Genomic DNA, 17,557 nt, shown 5'->3' with positions numbered 1-17,557 from the left:
ATAGTCCCTAACGGGACAATTTTGATTTGCAATTTTTTTTCTATTAACATATAATTCCTAACGGAATAATAATACATTGAGCATATTTTTAAAATTTCTTTAGCTTAAGAAAAAAACTGTAAACATATAATTTATAGCAGAGTAGCAAATACATAAATCATACTTTTTGATGTTCCCCTAGGAACAAAATATCGGTAACTAAAATAAGCTGACCACCATATCATGTCCCGTAGGGACTATACATAAAATTTACTCCTCGCCATCCTCAAAATTATCGAAATACGTAAAATCTTTAGTAATTAATGCGTTTTCTATTGTGAAAATAGTACAAATAGGCAATTCAAACTTTGAATTATCCGGTGCAGTTCCGGTCGAAACAAACTCTACAATAATATGCTTTTCTCCAGAAGGGTAAATTTGAATTACCTTATCATTCAAATCCGGAAAAACTTTATTCAATTCCGCATATTTATCTTCAATCTGTTTTCGGGTTTGTTTTACAATTCCCTGTCCTAAAGAAGGATCTTTAAAATCAGCAGTTTCGGTATACATTTCCGACATCTTTTTCCAATCATGCTTATTAAAATACTCAAAATATTGTTTGATTAATTTTTCATTCTTTGAAGTTTCCATAGGTTTTGGCTGGTTTTGATTATTACACGAGATAATTACAAAAATTATAACAAGTACCATTATTTTTCTCATAATTTTTATTTTAAATCATTACGAATCAGATAATAAAGAATTTAAATATAATAAAATGATTAGAGATTACAATAAAAAATCGCAACCTCATCTGGCAATAATAAATGTAAAATAATTACTTTACAGCAATCTCTTGTGGCGTCATTTGCTGTTTATCTATTTTATACAAATAAATTTTCCCATCATTATTGGCATATATATAAGTATAAATCCAATGATTAGGACCGGCAATTCTGGATCCTTCATCATTATTGGCGTTCGCATAAACCTGCTGTCCATAGATAAGAATTTCTCCTTTTTCAGCATTGTTCAAAGTACGTATTGGAGGTCCCCAGGTCTTTATAAGATTTTTTTTAGATTGGCCAATCCATTTATCACTCGAATTTTTATTTGTAGAACATGCATATAAAACTGACAAAATAGTCAAAAGTAAAAGTTTCTTCATAAGATCACTGTTTTTTAAAGTTATATCCTCATTTTAAACAGTTAAACAAGGATTACACTAACAATATTAGCCGAAATTAACTAGAAAATATTTACACAAAATCATTTTAATATTATATAATTATTACTAATTAAATACAATGTTAGCAATCAATTTTGAACTACAATTTTATGCGGACAGACGTACTTGCACCATTTTTAAATCTTTAAAATTCTCAAATATTAACTTTGTATCTTTGCCGCTTAGAACTATTGAACAAAAAAAAATGCGAATTGACATTGTAACGATTTTGCCTGAACTTTTAAGAAGTCCTTTTGAAGCTTCGATTATGAAACGTGCCATAGACAAAGGTCTTGTCGAAGTACATTTTCATAATTTACGAGATTACACTACAAACAAACAAAAAAGTGTCGACGATTATCCCTTTGGAGGTGGCGCCGGAATGGTAATGACTGTTCAACCCATTGATGCTTGCATCACACATCTAAAAAGTGAGCGTGAATACGACGAGATAATCTATATGTCGCCTGACGGAGAAACTCTGAATCAAAAAATGGCCAATACAATGTCGATGTATGAAAACATTATCATTTTATGCGGACATTATAAAGGTGTAGATCAACGTGTTCGTGATCACTTTATTACTAAGGAAATTTCGATTGGCGATTATGTTTTATCCGGAGGAGAATTAGGCGCTCTGGTTTTATCTGATGCTTTAATCCGATTAATTCCGGGTGTTTTAAGTGATGAAACATCTGCATTGACAGATAGTTTTCAGGATAATTTACTTTCAGGACCTATATATACAAGACCCGCAGATTATAAAGGATGGAAAGTTCCTGATGTTTTAACAAGCGGCCATTTTGCCAAAATTGATAAATGGCGCGAAGATATGGCGTATGAACATACTAAAAACAGACGACCAGATCTTCTCGAAGGACAAGATTAGTTTCAGGTTTTTGGGTTATTTTTGTTTCAGGTTTCTTAAAACCTAAATTCAAATTTAAAACCAATAAAACTTTAACTTTATCTAACTGAAAATTAGAAACCTAGCTTTAAATTTTATATTGCAAATTTAATTATAAAGTCTAAAAACTTTAAACAAGAAAAACTTTAAACTTTAAACTTTTTTTTTATCTTTGCACCCGAATTAGACTAACCTCTGGCGAGATCCGTGAATGTTGCTCTATACAAAAACCATAATTACAAGATATCATGGCAGATTTAATGAAATTCGTTCAAACCGAATTAGTTGCTAAAAAAGATTTCCCTGTTTTCGGAGCTGGAGATACTATCACAGTTTACTACGAAATTAAAGAGGGTGAAAAAACAAGAACTCAGTTTTTTAAAGGAGTTGTTATTCAAAGAAGAGGTTCTGGTAACACAGAAACTTTTACTATCCGTAAAATGTCTGGAGCTGTTGGAGTTGAGCGTATCTTCCCAGTAAACTTACCAGCTTTACAGAAAGTTGAAATCAACAAAAAAGGAGCTGTTCGTAGAGCTAGAATTTTCTACTTCAGAGAACTTACTGGTAAAAAAGCTAAGATTAAAGATAAAAGAAGATAATCATTTATCGATTTGTTATAAAAAAGCTCGTTTCATTTATTTGAAACGAGCTTTTTTTTGTGCCTGATTTTTAAAATTTTCAGGAGCTAATCCCGCTATTCGTTACAATCTTTTGCTTTTTAAAGAAAAAAGCAAAAGGATTTCCACTTCTATCGGGGCTAAGGCAATCATTTACATAAAAGCTTTTTAGTATTGATAATTAGAACAATGCGAACCAAGAATTGAAATGTGCCGTTAGGCACTAAATATTGGTAGATAATATACATTAGAAATACGGGCGTGCCGTAGTTACGCAACAAAATCGTAACTATTGCGTACCTACTGCACGCTAGATTTATTACGATTTTTATTAACTACCAATATTTAGTGCCTAACGTGAGGGATAGAAGTGGAAAGCCCACAGCATGACGAAGGAAGTGCGAGGACTTGCAGCGGATAGCCCGAGCCGCCTCTTTCGGCGGGACACGCCCAAAATAAAAAAACCGACACTTATTAAAGCATCGGTTTGTATTTTAATGAAAAATTGATATTCTATTTATTCAATAGTTTTTCTAAATATTCGATTTTATCTTTTTCAGCTTGCAGTAAACGCTCGTAAAGCTTTTCTTTTTCCTGAAAAGTTTCAATTAATTTATCCAATGGATTGAAAGTACAATGATTATTTGCAAAATTACCATTATTGATACTATTGTCTTGGAAACTATTAAAATAACTAATCATATTTTCTTCTGAAAAACTTTTAATTGCTTCAACGGTTACGCCAAGTGCTTTTGCAACTTCTGCAAGTTTTTGTTCGTCTATAGTTTCACTATTTTCAATAGCAGATATAGCTTGTTGGTTTGTTCCTAAAGCTTGTACCAAAGCTTCCTGTTTCATATCACGAAGTTCACTAATACGGCTAATTTTTCGCCCTATATGATTTGGTTTTATAAGTGTGCTCATAATTCAAAGAAATGATTAAGCGTAATAATAAACAACAAGTAAAAAACATATTAAACAATGTATTTCACATTTGTTATATGTTTATTGCATTTGAGTCAAAAATACAACTTTTCAGACAAAAACCACCAAAGCTAAAATGGATTTTTATAACTTTCAGCCTTTTCCTCTTTCGGAATCTTTCACTTTTACCTCTGATTCATCAAAACCATAATTTTTTAGGATCAAAATAATCGATTTGACAATTTAACGACCTCGAAATAACAATCTGATAATTTCAGTTTTTCTCCGGAATACTACACCGTTTTCGAACTGTTTTTATTATATTTGCTCCGCTCATTCTGAGCCGACTATACCTTTTACATCGCTACATCTTGGCGATACGATTATAAAAAAAAAAAAAAAATGACACAGAATTCAAAAATCTATTACACCTTAACTGATGAGGCGCCATTGTTAGCGACTTATTCTTTTTTACCTATTGTTCAAGCATTTACTGCTACAGCTGGTATTGCAATTGAAACGAGAGACATCTCTTTGGCAGGTAGAATTTTATCAAATTTTCCTGATGTTCTTACAGATGCTCAAAAAACTGGAGATGCTTTGGCTGAATTGGGTCAATTAGCGACACAACCTGAAGCTAATATCATCAAATTACCAAATATTTCTGCATCAGTACCACAATTAAAAGCTGCAATTGCAGAATTACAGTCTCACGGTTACAAAATTCCTAATTTCCCGGAAGATCCACAAAATGATGCTGAAAAAGAAATTAAAGCTAAATATGCTAAAGTTTTAGGTTCTGCTGTAAATCCTGTTTTACGTGAAGGTAACTCTGACCGTAGAGCTCCAAGAGCAGTTAAGAACTTTGCAAAAGCAAATCCACACTCAATGGGTGCATGGTCTGCTGATTCTAAAACAAAAGTAGCTTCTATGCCTGATGGTGACTTTTACGGAAGCGAAAAATCACTTACTGTAGCAGAAGCAAATGATGTAAAGATCGAATTCGTAGCAAAAGATGGCACAACAACTGTTCTTAAAGCAAGTACTCCGCTTAAGGCAGGTGAAATAATCGACAGTTCTGTAATGCATTTAAAAGCTCTAAAAAGCTTTGTTGCTGACGCTATTGCTGATGCTAAAAAAGAAGGAGTTTTACTTTCTGTGCATTTAAAAGCTACAATGATGAAAGTTTCAGATCCAATTATCTTTGGCGCTATCGTTGAAGTATATTTTGCTGATCTTTTTACAAAATACGCCACTTTATTCTCTGAATTAAATATAGATACAAGAAACGGTTTAGGTGATATCTACGCAAAAATTGCGGGAAGACCTGAGCAAGCTGCTGTTGAAGCTGACATTACTAAAGCGATCGAAAACGGACCAGCTCTTGCAATGGTAAATTCTGATAAAGGAATTACAAACTTACACGTTCCATCTGATGTTATTGTTGATGCTTCTATGCCGGCAATGATTCGTACTTCTGGACAGATGTACAATAAAGAAGGGAAACAACAAGATACAATCGCTGTTATTCCGGATCGTGCTTATTCTGGAATTTATACTGCAACTATCGATTTCTGTAAAAAACACGGTGCTTTTGATCCAAAAACAATGGGAAGTGTTCCTAACGTAGGTTTGATGGCTCAAAAAGCTGAAGAATACGGATCTCATGACAAAACTTTCCAGGTAAAAGCGGACGGAGTTGTTCGTGTAGTTGATAATAAAGGAACTGTGTTAATGGAGCAGAACGTTGAGGCTAATGACATTTTTAGAATGTGTCAGGCTAAAGACGCTCCTATTCAGGACTGGGTTAAACTAGCTGTAAACAGAGCTCGTTTATCTGATACTCCTGCTGTTTTCTGGTTAGACGAAAACAGAGCGCATGACAGAGAATTGATCGTAAAAGTTCAAAAATATTTAAAAGATTACAATACCGTAAATCTAGATATCCGTATCCTTAACCCAATTGCTGCAACTGAATTTACTTTAGACAGAATCATCAAAGGTTTAGACACTATCTCTGTAACAGGAAACGTTTTACGTGATTACTTAACTGATTTATTCCCAATTTTAGAATTAGGAACTTCAGCTAAAATGTTATCAATCGTTCCGTTAATGAATGGTGGTGGATTGTTTGAAACTGGTGCTGGAGGTTCTGCCCCAAAACACGTTGAGCAATTTACAGAAGAAGGATATTTACGTTGGGATTCATTAGGAGAATTTCTTGCTCTTGGTGCTTCTTTAGAGCATTTAGGACAAACTTTAGACAACTCTAAAGCAATTGTTTTATCTGAAACTTTAGATGAAGCAAACGATAAATTCTTAGCAAACGATAAATCTCCTGCCCGTAAAGTAGGTCAGATCGACAATCGTGGTTCTCATTTCTATCTTGCTTTTTATTGGGCACAAGCTTTGGCAGCTCAAAATAAAGATGCTGAATTAAAAGCGATCTTTACTCCTATTGCTGCTCAATTTGAAGCTAACGAAACAAAAATCAATGATGAACTAATTGGTGCACAAGGAAAACCTCAAACTCTTGGTGGTTATTACCAGCCAACTCCTGATTTAGTAAGCAAAGCAATGCGTCCTAGTACAACATTTAACGCAATTGTTGCTGAAATAAAATAATAAGATTTTAAGGACAATCAAATAAAGACGCAACACTATTCGTCTCTAGAGAGAAACCTTTGAACCTTCATAAAAAGACAACTTTAAACGGTTGTCTTTTTTTTGCCTTTCAGAATAATCTATCGAGAATTTATAAGCAAACTAATTAAAGGATCAAAAGCCTGTAACAATAATAGAATATTCTTAACTAATGTTTAACAATCGTTACGCATTAATATTTAGTAAGAATTATTAACTATGTGCTTCAAATACAAGACAATGATTACAAAAAAAATTGGCCTTATTCTCATCTTCCTATTAACAACTTTAACTTCATTTTCTCAGGAAAAATTTACTTTAAGCGGAACAATCACTGACTTTAAAAACAACGAAACTTTAATTGGCGTAAATGTTTACATTCCTGCTTTAAAAATAGGAACAACCACCAACGAATATGGTTTTTATTCTCTAACGGTTCCTAAAGGCGAACATGAAATTGAAATTAGTTATGTGGGGTACCAGACAATCCACAAAAAAGTTATCTTAAATCAAAATACAAAAACAAATTTTGGGATAAAGGAAGGTGGCGAAGAGCTTCAGGAAGTTGTAATAAAAGACAACAGAGGCAAAATCAATATCAAGTCGCCTGAAATGAGTGCCAATAAACTCTCTATTGCTGCCATAAAAAAAATGCCCGTTGTTATGGGGGAAGTCGATGTTCTTAAATCGATTTTACTACTTCCGGGAGTAACGAATGCAGGCGAAGGTGCTTCTGGATTTAATGTTCGTGGTGGTGGAGCTGATCAGAATTTAATTTTATTAGACGAAGCAACGATCTTTAACTCTTCTCACGTTTTTGGTTTTTTCTCTGTTTTTAATCCTGATGCTATAAAAGATTTAAAATTATACAAAGGCGGAATTCCCGCTCGATATGGCGGAAGGGCTTCATCTGTATTGGATATTTATCAAAAAGACGGAAATAGTAAAGAATTCCATGTAAATGGAGGAATTGGATTAATTTCAAGCCGACTTCTTGCTGAAGGTCCAATTGTAAAAGACAAAGGTTCTTTCTTAATTGGAGGAAGAGCTTCATATGCCCATTTATTCCTGAAACTGTCAGAAAAACAAAAAGACAACTCGGCCTATTTTTATGATTTAAACACAAAATTAAGTTATAAACTAAACGACAATAACAGTTTGTATTTATCCGGTTACTTTGGTCGTGACGTGTTCAGCCTGAACAAAAGTTTTACGAATATCTACGGAAACTCTACTTTGAACCTGCGTTGGAATCATTTATATTCTGATAAATTGTTTGCGAATCTATCCTTAATTTACAGTGATTACTATTATGGCCTTGATCTGGATTTCGTAGGTTTCAAATGGGATTCGGGAATCAAAAATTACAACATCAAATATGATTTCAAGAACTATATTTCTGATAAATTCAAATTAAACTATGGTGTAAACGGAATCTATTACGAATTCAATCCCGGAACTATTAAACCAAGTAATGAAACTTCAGGAATCAACCCGGACCAATTAGATCGAAAATATGCTTTTGAGCCCTCTGTTTATATAGAAGCAGAAAATCAAATTTCGAAAAAGATTACGATTTCTTACGGATTGCGTTACAGTTTATTTTATCGTTTAGGAGCTTCGACAATTAATTATTACGATAATAATGAACCTGTGATCTTCAATACTGACATGCAGATTTACGAAAAAGCAATACCAACATCTACCAAATATTTTGGCAAAAACAAGGAAATTCAAAATTACAATAATTTAGAACCCCGTTTTTCTGCTTCTTACCAACTAAATGATGATCAATCGATTAAGGCCAGCTATAACCGAATGGCGCAATACCTTCAATTAATATCAAACACCTCATCTCCTACTCCTCTTGATGTCTGGATGCCAAGTGACAATTATATCAAACCACAAATTGCAGATCAGGTGGCATTGGGTTATTTTAGAAACATAAATAACGGCGCGTATTCTGTAGAAGTTGAAACGTATTACAAGAAAATTCAAAACAGACTGGATTATATCGATGGTGCTGATTTGATTGCCAATGACGCTATCGAGCAAGTAATCCTAAACGGAAGAATGCGTTCTTACGGGGTTGAATTTATGCTGAAAAAGAATGAAGGCAAACTAAACGGTTGGATCTCTTATACGCTGTCAAAATCACAACAACAAACGCCGGGAAGAACTCCTGAAGAAACAGGTATCAATAATGGACAATGGTACAGTTCTGCTTATGATAAAACACATAATTTAGCAGTGACAGGTGCTTATACTTTAAACGAGAAATGGTCTTTTGGTGCTAACTTTGCGCTACAATCCGGTCAGCCTGTTACGTATCCAAACGGTCAGTACGAATATTTAGGAATTACGGTTCCTAGTTATGGATCAAGAAACGAAAATCGCCTGCCTGCGTATCACCATTTAGATGTTTCGGCAACTTTAACGCCTAGAAAAAACAAAGACAGAAAACTGAAAGGCGAATGGGTTTTTAGCATTTACAACTTGTATAATCGCCATAATGCCGCTTCGATCAATTTCCGTCAGAACGTTGATACAGGTGCAAATGAAGCAGTACAAACTTCTATTTTTGGGATGGTTCCTGCGGTTAGTTATAATTTTAAATTTTAAGAATCATTTTCTTCAAAAAGGAAACAAAAAATATATCATGAAAAAAGCGACCTTATTCTTTGTACTTTTATTTTCGATTTTCTTTACCAGCTGCGAAGAAGTTGTCGACGTTGATCTCGATACTGCTCCGCCAAAATTGGTAATCGAAGCTGCTATAAACTGGCAAAAAGGAACATCAGGAAAACAGCAAACTATAAAACTGAGTACAACGACCGGTTATTTCGAAAATGTGATTCCGACAGTTTCCGGGGCAACCATTTTTATAAAAAACAGCCACAACGACCAATTCAATTTTATAGAAGTAACCAAAACAGGAAGATATGTTTGCACCAACTTCAACCCGGTAATTGACGAGACTTATACTTTGACTGTCATCAACAAAGGAATTACTTATACAGCCACTGAAATAATGAAATCTGTTGCGCCAATAACCCGTATAGAACAAAATAACGAAGGTGGTTTTACAGGAGATGAAATCGAAATCAGAGCATTTTATAACGATCCTCCGGATGCTGATAATTTCTACTTATACAAATACGGCTACTCAAATAAAGTGACCTCGACCTATTATGTGGGTGAAGATAAATTCTTTCAGGGAAATGAGTATTTTAGTAAATCAGATGATGATGATTTAAAAATTGGAAATGAAGTCGAAATCACACATTACGGAATCTCAAAACAATATTATAATTATATGAGCATTTTAGTAAGTATTGCGGGAAGTAATGTTGGCGGACCATTTCAATCCCCACCCGCTACGGTAAAAGGAAATATCATCAACACAATAGATAAGGCCAATTATCCGTTAGGTTATTTTTCACTTAGCGAAACAGATTATAAAAAATACACTATTCAATAATCAGTACAATGGAAGCCCGAATTGAAATATTACCAGAAAAAAAATTAATTGGTAAACATATCGTAATGTCGTTTATCGAAAATAAAACATTCCAGTTGTGGAGTTCTTTTATGCCAAAACGTAAAGAGATCAAGAATTCGATTGACTCTAATTTATATTCGCTTGAAGTTTTTCCTGATGGACATTTTAATAATTTTGATCCTAACAACAGCTTCCAAAAATGGGCAGCTGTCGAAGTTTCTGATTTTGATAAAGTCCCGCCAGAAATGGAAACTTTAATTATCCCAACCGGATTGTACGCAGTCTTTGTTCATAAAGGCCCACAAAGCGAAGGACACAAAACTTATCATTCTATTTTTGTCGAATGGCTACCCAATTCAAGATATACCGTAGACGAACGACCGCATTTTGCAGTAATGGGTGATCAATACAAAAAAGAAGATCCGGATTCTGAAGAAGAAATCTGGATTCCGATAACGCCTAAAGCTTAACTTTTTTGCCACAGATTTTAATGATTAAACACAGATTATCAAAACAATAACATTATTATTAAATCGTACTAAGTTCCATTTATAATTATTTTAATTAAAAGAAATCCGGATTAATCATTAAAATCTGTGGCAAAAAAAAAAAAAAAAAACGTTATGCTAATTGAAACCTTAAAATCTCTTTTCAACCGAGATCTCCACCAATTAAAAGTCGAGATAGAATTGTATCATGATGAAAGCAAACTTTGGGCAATTGATAAAGGTATTTCAAATTCCGGAGGAAATCTTTGTTTACATCTTATCGGGAACATCAATACTTATATTGGAGCCGAAATAGGCAAAACAGGTTATGTCCGTGATCGTCCTTTAGAGTTTTCCTTAAAAGATATTCCAAAAACTGAGCTAATTACCAAAATTGACGACACTATTCTGGTCGTAAATAATACGCTTGACAGTTTAACCGAAGATGATCTGGAAAACATTTATCCACAAATTGTGTTCGAAAAAGAGATGACAACAGGATTCTTTTTAGTGCATCTCTCCACACATTTGGCCTATCATTTAGGACAAATCAATTACCATCGAAGGCTACTTTAAGTTTTTAGTCTCAGTTTTCAGTCACAGTTTACAGTAAGCACCGAGACTGAAAACTGCGACTGAAAAAAACCTCAACATATGTACAGGTTTAGAAGTTAGAATTAAGCAAACTTTGCAAATAATTAATTCAATATTTCGAAAACATGAAACATTTACTTTTTAGCCTATTTTCACTTTGCGCGTTTACTACAAAAGCACAAACATTCAAAAATCCAGAATCCCTATTCGATCCAACTCCTTATGGATTTAGTCACGCATCATCGGTTTCTGCTCCTGGAGAATTGGTTTACATTTCAGGGCAAAGTGGCGGAGCAGGAAAAGAACATACATTAAGTAATAATTTTAGAGAGCAAACTCAGATTGCCTTACAAAACATAGTCACGGTTCTCGATAGCTACAAACTAAAACCGGAGAATATTATAAAAATAACCATTCTGATTGTAGATCATTCTCCTGAAAAACTAAAAATATGGAACGAAGAAATCAGAAAAGTTTGGAAAAACAATCCATTTCCGGCAAGTACTTTAATTCCCGTTCCTAAATTAGCTATCGACGGAATGCTAATCGAAGTTGATGCTATCGCTTTCAAGGCAAAATAAAAAAATTTCACCATTAAGATATTAAGAAAGTTAGGTTGCTATTCTAAAAAGCAAACCATTTGAAAATTCTTTTAATCTTAATAATCTGTGGTAAAAAAAATACAACCATTAGGATATTAAGCCAGCCAACTAAACTTTCTTAATCTCTTAATGGTAAAATAAAAAACTTATAACTTTCGTACCTTTGCAGCACATTTCAAATCAAAAATCTAAATGTCTTCACACCATATCGTACGCGACGACCAGGAACCCGCTTTAATTATTGCCAACGGAGCAGCATGTAATCCTGAATTATTAGGACAATTGCTCGAATGGTCGCCACTTGTGATCGTATTGGATTCTGCCATGGAAAGAGTTGTTGAATTAGGTATAAAAGTCGATGTACTTTTAGGAGATTTCGATCATGGCTTTGATCCTGAAATCTACAAAACATCTCAATATCCAATAGAAATTGTACACACTCCGGATCAGGACAAAACCGATTTAGAGAAAGCTTTCGATTATTTAATCGCGCGAAAAATCCCTGCCGTAAACGTAGTTTGGGCCACGGGAAAACGCGCCGATCATACCATTACAAACCTTACTAATATCGTTCGTTACCGCAATCTGATTAAAATTGTTATTCTCGACGATCATTCTAAAATATTCTTGCTGCCTAACAAATTCGAGAAATGGTACACCGCAAAAACACCTATTTCTTTGATTCCCATTGGTGTTGTCAACGGAATTAATTCTACCAATTTACTATATCCTCTAAAAGACGATACCTTAACAATTGGTTATCGAACCGGAAGCAGCAATTCTGTTCTTCAGGACGGTTTAGTCAGCATTACCCATAACGAGGGCGATTTATTGTTGATGGAGTGCATGGATTAAAAAAAATTTTGTTTCACGCAGATTATAGAAGATCAAATTTTGAATGATCATCTGTGTACATCAGCTAAATTATTTTAAAATCTGCGAGAAAAATTAGCACATAGAAACATAGTTTAAAATCTCTAAAAAAATCACTTACCCTTACATTAATTCGCATTTGGAATTTGGATTTTTTTTTATTGGAATTTAGATTTTAAACATTGGAATTTTAAACCGACTGAGACTAAGAAAGGAATGACTATCTTTGCACGGAAATTTACAAAATGAAAGAAACAGACAATTCCGAAAAAAATAATTTACATCCTCGAAATCTTCACCGTTCCCGCTATGATTTCGAACTTCTTATTACGAATTGTCCTGAATTAAAACCATTCGTTGCAATAAATATTCACGGAATTGAAACCATAGATTTCAGTAATCCTTTGGCTGTAAAAGCGCTTAACAAAGCCTTACTACAAACCTATTACGATATACAAGACTGGGATATTCCTAAAAATTATCTTTGCCCGCCAATTCCTGGCCGAACTGATTATATTCATTATCTGGCTGATTTATTAGCCGAAACCAATAACGGAGTTATCCCTCAAGGATCTTCGGTTTTAGGTTTAGATATTGGTACAGGTGCCAATTGTATCTATCCTATTTTAGGAAATGCAATTTACGATTGGAGTTTCGTAGGAACGGATATCGACGAAAATGCAATTGAAAATTGTAGTAAAATCATCGAAGCAAACCCAAAATTGATTGATGCCATCAGTTTACAGCAACAAACTGAAGCTCGTTTTATATTCAAAAACATCATCACACCCGAAGATCGTTTTACGTTCACGATGTGCAATCCACCTTTTCATTCTTCTGCTGAAGATGCAAATCAAAGTACCCTTCGCAAAATTTCGAACCTGACAAAGGAAAGAAAGAAAACAAATCCTGTACTGAATTTTGGAGGTCACAATGCCGAATTATGGTGCGATGGCGGCGAAATTGGTTTTGTTACCCAAATGATTTACGAAAGCTCAAAATTTGCTATGCAATGTTTGTGGTTTACTACATTAGTTTCAAAAAGAGAAAACCTGTCCAGCATTTACAAAACACTTAATAAAGTAAATGCTTCTTCGATAAAAACTATTGATATGGCTCAAGGCCAAAAAACCAGCCGAATCATTGCCTGGACTTTTTTAAGCGAAAGTCAGCAAAAGGCGTGGAAGTTTGAGAATTCTTAACTATTAAATCCTATTATCATAAGTAAAACTAAAAACAGCACTGTTTCTGAAATTTCAAAAATTGATTTGGAACAATACAATAAAGAGCTGGCATGTTCTGAAAAAGAAATTAAAAATGGAAGTTTTTACTCTCACAGTGAGGTTAAAAATAATATTGAAAAATGGAAAGTAAATTCAAGAAATTACAATTATGATACTTTAAAATAAAATTCTGATACTTTATCGATAGTGTATTTCCGTACCTTTAAAGTAAATTGAATTTTATTACTATGCCAAAAACATACTTCAGAATACTCTTATTACTTGTACTTACAGGCTGTTCTTCGACTAAAAAAGCAAAATTTGACGATTATGTTTTTAAAACAAAAAGTGAAAAGCAAGCTTATATTAACTCTTACGACAAAGCCTTAAAACTTTGGGATATTCCTTATACTGAGGAAGACATAAAAACCACTTACGGCACGGCTCACGTTATTATGGCTGGTCCAAAAAATGGAAAAGATCTGGTTTTACTTCACGGAATGGATGCGAGCTCTACCATGTGGTATCCAAATATTAAACCATTAGCCAAAAACCATCGCATTTACGCAATTGATTTCATGATGGAACCGGGAAAATCGACTCTGGCTTCAAAATCACTTTCATCAAAAGAAATTGTAATTTTATACAATGAAATTTTCGACCATTACAAATTAAAGAAATTTGATATTGTTGGAGCTTCCCGCGGCGGCTGGATTGCCACATTATTAGCCACTCAAAAAGGAAATTCAATAGATAAAGTAGTGTTGCTAAGTCCGGCGCAAACCTTTAAATTCATTGACAAAGTAGGTAAAACGACTTCTGCTTTAATGCTGAAACTTTTCCCAAGCGAAAAGAAATTCGGAAAAACACTAAAAACATTTTCTGCACATCCTGAAAAAATTAGTCCCATTTATAAAAAGCAATTTTATTTGGCCAATAAATATGCTAAATCAAATTCAAGTATGTTCAAAATGCATCCCTTTTCAGATGATGATTTAAAATCGATTACCAATCCTGTTTTGGTTTTAATTGGAGATCATGATGTCATAAATTCTGAAGAGAGTTTAGAAAGAGCCAAAAAATATGTAAGTAACAGTAAAACTCAGGTTATAAAAGATGCCAGACATTTTTTAACCATCGATCAGCCAAAAGTTGTAAATGATGCGATGATTGATTTTTTAGAATAGCCAAATAAGTTATATTCCCTACAACTAATGCAATCAAGTTAAGACATGAGTACATGAGTAAACACAGAAAGTATTCACAAAGTTTGTCATCTCGACGAAGGATAGATCACACTAGTATTTCCGTTCAGATATTCGCCAATCTTTGTCGAGTTTCTTGTGCAATCTCTCCTTCGTCGAGATGACAAGTTTAATAAAAAAACTCCTTTAGAAGTTTAATTTTGATAAAAGAACCATAACCACACAGAATATCGCGTAGGGATTATACCAATTTAATTAATAATAACAAAAGACAATTCGTAAAAATTCGGGCAATTCATGTAATTCGTGGCAACCCTTTTATATAGAATTCAAACTTTGTATCTTTACAAAACTAATTTTTTCATCCTTCAAAAATGAATTTCCAAGTATCCTCAGAGTATAGTCCAAAAGGTGATCAGCCACAAGCAATCGAAAAACTTTCACAAGGTGTGATCGATGGCGAAAAATACCAGACATTATTAGGCGTTACCGGATCCGGAAAAACATTTACGGTAGCCAATGTCATTCAGGAAGTTCAAAGACCAACCATAGTTTTGGCCCACAATAAAACTTTGGCAGCGCAATTATATTCTGAGTTCAAACAATTTTTCCCCAATAATGCGGTCGAATATTTTGTTTCCTACTACGATTATTATCAGCCCGAAGCATTTATGCCTGTAACAGGGGTTTTTATCGAAAAAGACTTATCCATCAATGAAGAGCTCGAAAAGATGCGTTTAAGCACAACTTCTTCCCTCCTTTCGGGACGTCGGGATGTTTTGGTTGTCGCTTCTGTTTCGTGTTTATATGGTATTGGGAATCCTGTTGAATTTAAAAAAAATGTAATAGAAATAAGCAGAGATCAGGTTATTTCGAGAACTAAATTACTTCATAGTCTGGTTCAGAGTTTATACGCCAGAACCGAGGCCGATTTTAATCCGGGAACTTTCAGAATCAAAGGCGATACGGTCGAAGTATATCCAAGTTATGCCGATGACGCTTACAGAATTCACTTTTTTGGCGACGAAATCGAAGAAATAGAATCATTTGATGTGAAGACCTCACAAGTTATAGAAAAATTCAAAAGACTTACTATCTATCCCGCTAATATGTTTGTGACTTCTCCGGATGTTTTGCAAGGCGCTATTTGGGAAATTCAGCAAGATTTGGTTAAACAAGTCGATTATTTCAAAGAAATAGGAAAACACCTCGAAGCCAAACGTCTGGAAGAACGTACTAATTTTGACTTAGAAATGATTCGTGAATTGGGGTATTGCTCCGGAATCGAAAATTATTCCAGATACCTTGACGGAAGACAGGCCGGAACAAGACCGTTCTGTTTATTAGATTATTTCCCAAGTGATTATTTGATGGTTGTTGACGAAAGTCACGTAACCGTTTCTCAGGTTCACGCCATGTACGGAGGCGACAGGAGCCGTAAAGAAAATTTGGTGGAGTACGGTTTCCGTTTACCGGCCGCCATGGATAACAGACCTTTGAAATTTGAAGAGTTTGAAGCCATACAAAATCAGGTAATTTATGTATCTGCAACACCGGCAGATTACGAATTACAAAAAACAGATGGTGTTTATGTAGAACAAATTATTCGTCCAACGGGACTATTAGACCCTATTATCGAAGTAAGACCCAGTTTGAATCAAATCGATGATCTGATTGAAGAAATTCAGGTACGCTGCGAATTAGACGAAAGAGTTTTAGTAACCACGCTGACCAAAAGAATGGCCGAAGAACTCGCAAAATATTTAACTAAAGTAAACATTCGTTGTCGTTATATACATTCTGAAGTAGATACGCTGGAACGTATCGAAATTATGCAGGATTTACGAAAAGGTATTTTTGATGTTCTTATTGGAGTAAACTTACTTCGTGAAGGTCTTGATTTACCAGAGGTTTCGCTAGTTGCAATTTTAGATGCTGATAAAGAAGGTTTTCTTCGTAATCACAGGTCTTTAACACAAACTATTGGTCGTGCTGCAAGAAACCTTAACGGAAAGGCAATTTTGTATGCGGATAAAGTTACGGCGAGTATGCAACGAACAATGGACGAAACAGAATATCGAAGAACTAAACAGATTAACTATAATACAGAACACGGAATTACACCACAAGCTCTGAATAAAAAGATTGACAGTGCCTTTACTAAAAATCCTTTGGTAGAATATGAGTTAGGACATACTCTATCTGCCGCTGCCGAATCGGAAACTGCTTATCTATCGAAAACCGAATTAGAAAAAATGATTCGCGAAAAACGAAAATCAATGGAGAAAGCGGCAAAAGAACTGGACTTTTTGCAAGCGGCTAAGTTGCGTGATGATATCAAAAAACTACAGGAACAATTGGCTTAATTGTGTTGTTCCTGAAAAACTCTCAATAAAACGTTAGGGTCTATTATTGCGTTTGGAGCATTTTTCATCAAATCTAAAACACGTTTGGTTGCATTTGGGTTCAACCCCATTTCGATTGAAATTTGCTGAATTGCTTTGGCTTCTTTTTCGTGCAAAATACCATCACAATACATGATTAAAGCGAGTCTGTAAAATTGCTGTATGCGCTGAAACTCCGATTTTATAATTTGAGCAGTATGCTCCTGATGAAATAAATCTTTAAAATCGACATACTCGATGCTCAATTCCTGAGCTACCAGCCACAAAAAATCATACTCCCTTTTATGCAGTTGCCCATCAACGGTAGAAAAAGCAATCATTTCTAAAAGTAAACTTCTCTTTTCTGTTTCGGTATTCATCAATT

The 17,557-nt window shown here is 34.3% G+C and carries 16 protein-coding genes; 12 read left to right on the top strand and 4 right to left on the bottom strand.

Features of this window, described 5'->3' with window-relative positions; genetic code table 11:
- Window positions 1–249: 249 nt before the first annotated feature.
- Both QLQ94_RS11390 and QLQ94_RS11385 read right to left on the bottom strand, forming a co-directional pair.
- On the bottom strand, window positions 250–705 hold the full coding sequence (locus QLQ94_RS11390; protein ID WP_271335426.1) for a nuclear transport factor 2 family protein: 456 nt from the start codon (window positions 703–705) through the stop codon (window positions 250–252).
- 115 nt (window positions 706–820) lie between these two features.
- A complete protein-coding gene (locus QLQ94_RS11385; RefSeq protein WP_271335427.1) occupies window positions 821–1,150 on the bottom strand; it encodes a hypothetical protein in 330 nt (109 codons plus the stop codon).
- Between the two features lie 265 nt (window positions 1,151–1,415).
- Here QLQ94_RS11385 and trmD point away from each other — a divergent pair, with 265 nt between their 5' ends.
- Both trmD and rplS read left to right on the top strand, forming a co-directional pair.
- Window positions 1,416–2,099, top strand: a complete 684-nt coding sequence (gene trmD, locus QLQ94_RS11380) for a tRNA (guanosine(37)-N1)-methyltransferase TrmD (RefSeq protein ID WP_271335428.1) — start codon at window positions 1,416–1,418, stop codon at window positions 2,097–2,099.
- Between the two features lie 266 nt (window positions 2,100–2,365).
- A complete protein-coding gene (gene rplS, locus QLQ94_RS11375) occupies window positions 2,366–2,716 on the top strand; it encodes a 50S ribosomal protein L19 (RefSeq protein WP_271335429.1) in 351 nt (116 codons plus the stop codon).
- A 531-nt stretch (window positions 2,717–3,247) separates the two neighbouring features.
- Here rplS and QLQ94_RS11370 read toward each other — a convergent pair.
- A complete protein-coding gene (locus tag QLQ94_RS11370) occupies window positions 3,248–3,658 on the bottom strand; it encodes a helix-turn-helix domain-containing protein (protein ID WP_271335430.1) in 411 nt (136 codons plus the stop codon).
- A 402-nt stretch (window positions 3,659–4,060) separates the two neighbouring features.
- Here QLQ94_RS11370 and QLQ94_RS11365 point away from each other — a divergent pair, with 402 nt between their 5' ends.
- The 10 genes from QLQ94_RS11365 (at window position 4,061) to uvrB (ending at window position 17,154) form a co-directional block, all read left to right on the top strand.
- Window positions 4,061–6,283 (top strand): NADP-dependent isocitrate dehydrogenase, encoded by a 2,223-nt coding sequence (locus QLQ94_RS11365; RefSeq protein ID WP_271335431.1) that lies wholly within the window; start codon window positions 4,061–4,063, stop codon window positions 6,281–6,283.
- Between the two features lie 258 nt (window positions 6,284–6,541).
- Entirely contained in the window at window positions 6,542–8,923 is a 2,382-nt protein-coding gene (locus QLQ94_RS11360; RefSeq protein WP_427402849.1) for a TonB-dependent receptor, read from the top strand.
- A 37-nt stretch (window positions 8,924–8,960) separates the two neighbouring features.
- Window positions 8,961–9,782 carry a DUF4249 domain-containing protein gene (locus QLQ94_RS11355; protein ID WP_271335433.1) on the top strand — a complete coding sequence of 274 codons (822 nt, stop codon included), beginning with the start codon at window positions 8,961–8,963 and terminating at the stop codon, window positions 9,780–9,782.
- Window positions 9,783–9,790: 8 nt separating this feature from the next.
- Complete coding sequence (locus tag QLQ94_RS11350) at window positions 9,791–10,273, top strand: GyrI-like domain-containing protein (protein ID WP_271335434.1); 483 nt, start codon at window positions 9,791–9,793, stop codon at window positions 10,271–10,273.
- Between the two features lie 153 nt (window positions 10,274–10,426).
- Complete coding sequence (locus tag QLQ94_RS11345; RefSeq protein WP_271335435.1) at window positions 10,427–10,867, top strand: DinB family protein; 441 nt, start codon at window positions 10,427–10,429, stop codon at window positions 10,865–10,867.
- 143 nt (window positions 10,868–11,010) lie between these two features.
- On the top strand, window positions 11,011–11,466 hold the full coding sequence (locus tag QLQ94_RS11340) for a RidA family protein (RefSeq protein WP_271335436.1): 456 nt from the start codon (window positions 11,011–11,013) through the stop codon (window positions 11,464–11,466).
- A 213-nt stretch (window positions 11,467–11,679) separates the two neighbouring features.
- Window positions 11,680–12,342 carry a thiamine diphosphokinase gene (locus QLQ94_RS11335; RefSeq protein WP_271335437.1) on the top strand — a complete coding sequence of 221 codons (663 nt, stop codon included), beginning with the start codon at window positions 11,680–11,682 and terminating at the stop codon, window positions 12,340–12,342.
- Window positions 12,343–12,605: 263 nt separating this feature from the next.
- On the top strand, window positions 12,606–13,562 hold the full coding sequence (rlmF, locus tag QLQ94_RS11330) for a 23S rRNA (adenine(1618)-N(6))-methyltransferase RlmF (RefSeq protein ID WP_427402848.1): 957 nt from the start codon (window positions 12,606–12,608) through the stop codon (window positions 13,560–13,562).
- Between the two features lie 269 nt (window positions 13,563–13,831).
- Entirely contained in the window at window positions 13,832–14,770 is a 939-nt protein-coding gene (locus QLQ94_RS11325; RefSeq protein ID WP_271335439.1) for an alpha/beta fold hydrolase, read from the top strand.
- Between the two features lie 392 nt (window positions 14,771–15,162).
- Window positions 15,163–17,154, top strand: a complete 1,992-nt coding sequence (uvrB, locus tag QLQ94_RS11320; RefSeq protein WP_271335440.1) for an excinuclease ABC subunit UvrB — start codon at window positions 15,163–15,165, stop codon at window positions 17,152–17,154.
- On the opposite strand, the gene QLQ94_RS11315 is transcribed toward uvrB, so the two are convergent.
- Complete coding sequence (locus QLQ94_RS11315) at window positions 17,151–17,552, bottom strand: excinuclease ABC subunit B (protein ID WP_271335441.1); 402 nt, start codon at window positions 17,550–17,552, stop codon at window positions 17,151–17,153. The two genes, uvrB and QLQ94_RS11315, sit on opposite strands and share 4 nt — an antisense overlap.
- Window positions 17,553–17,557 lie beyond the last annotated feature (5 nt).

The sequence above is a fragment of the Flavobacterium sp. B114r genome (assembly GCF_056824125.1).
Note: the sequence above shows the minus strand (reverse complement) of the source record. Positions and strands in the feature narration are given on the sequence as shown.

What these genes read in the sequence shown, in the direction of transcription:
- QLQ94_RS11385 (WP_271335427.1), bottom strand. Translation starts at nt 1,150, where the DNA reads ATGAAGAAACTTTTACTTTTGACTATTTTGTCAGTTTTATATGCATGT.
- QLQ94_RS11325 (WP_271335439.1), top strand. Translation starts at nt 13,832, where the DNA reads ATGCCAAAAACATACTTCAGAATACTCTTATTACTTGTACTTACAGGC.
- QLQ94_RS11350 (WP_271335434.1), top strand. Translation starts at nt 9,791, where the DNA reads ATGGAAGCCCGAATTGAAATATTACCAGAAAAAAAATTAATTGGTAAA.
- QLQ94_RS11365 (WP_271335431.1), top strand. Translation starts at nt 4,061, where the DNA reads ATGACACAGAATTCAAAAATCTATTACACCTTAACTGATGAGGCGCCA.
- QLQ94_RS11345 (WP_271335435.1), top strand. Translation starts at nt 10,427, where the DNA reads ATGCTAATTGAAACCTTAAAATCTCTTTTCAACCGAGATCTCCACCAA.
- QLQ94_RS11355 (WP_271335433.1), top strand. Translation starts at nt 8,961, where the DNA reads ATGAAAAAAGCGACCTTATTCTTTGTACTTTTATTTTCGATTTTCTTT.
- trmD (WP_271335428.1), top strand. Translation starts at nt 1,416, where the DNA reads ATGCGAATTGACATTGTAACGATTTTGCCTGAACTTTTAAGAAGTCCT.
- QLQ94_RS11315 (WP_271335441.1), bottom strand. Translation starts at nt 17,552, where the DNA reads ATGAATACCGAAACAGAAAAGAGAAGTTTACTTTTAGAAATGATTGCT.
- rplS (WP_271335429.1), top strand. Translation starts at nt 2,366, where the DNA reads ATGGCAGATTTAATGAAATTCGTTCAAACCGAATTAGTTGCTAAAAAA.
- uvrB (WP_271335440.1), top strand. Translation starts at nt 15,163, where the DNA reads ATGAATTTCCAAGTATCCTCAGAGTATAGTCCAAAAGGTGATCAGCCA.
- QLQ94_RS11370 (WP_271335430.1), bottom strand. Translation starts at nt 3,658, where the DNA reads ATGAGCACACTTATAAAACCAAATCATATAGGGCGAAAAATTAGCCGT.
- QLQ94_RS11360 (WP_427402849.1), top strand. Translation starts at nt 6,542, where the DNA reads ATGATTACAAAAAAAATTGGCCTTATTCTCATCTTCCTATTAACAACT.
- QLQ94_RS11390 (WP_271335426.1), bottom strand. Translation starts at nt 705, where the DNA reads ATGAGAAAAATAATGGTACTTGTTATAATTTTTGTAATTATCTCGTGT.
- rlmF (WP_427402848.1), top strand. Translation starts at nt 12,606, where the DNA reads ATGAAAGAAACAGACAATTCCGAAAAAAATAATTTACATCCTCGAAAT.
- QLQ94_RS11340 (WP_271335436.1), top strand. Translation starts at nt 11,011, where the DNA reads ATGAAACATTTACTTTTTAGCCTATTTTCACTTTGCGCGTTTACTACA.
- QLQ94_RS11335 (WP_271335437.1), top strand. Translation starts at nt 11,680, where the DNA reads ATGTCTTCACACCATATCGTACGCGACGACCAGGAACCCGCTTTAATT.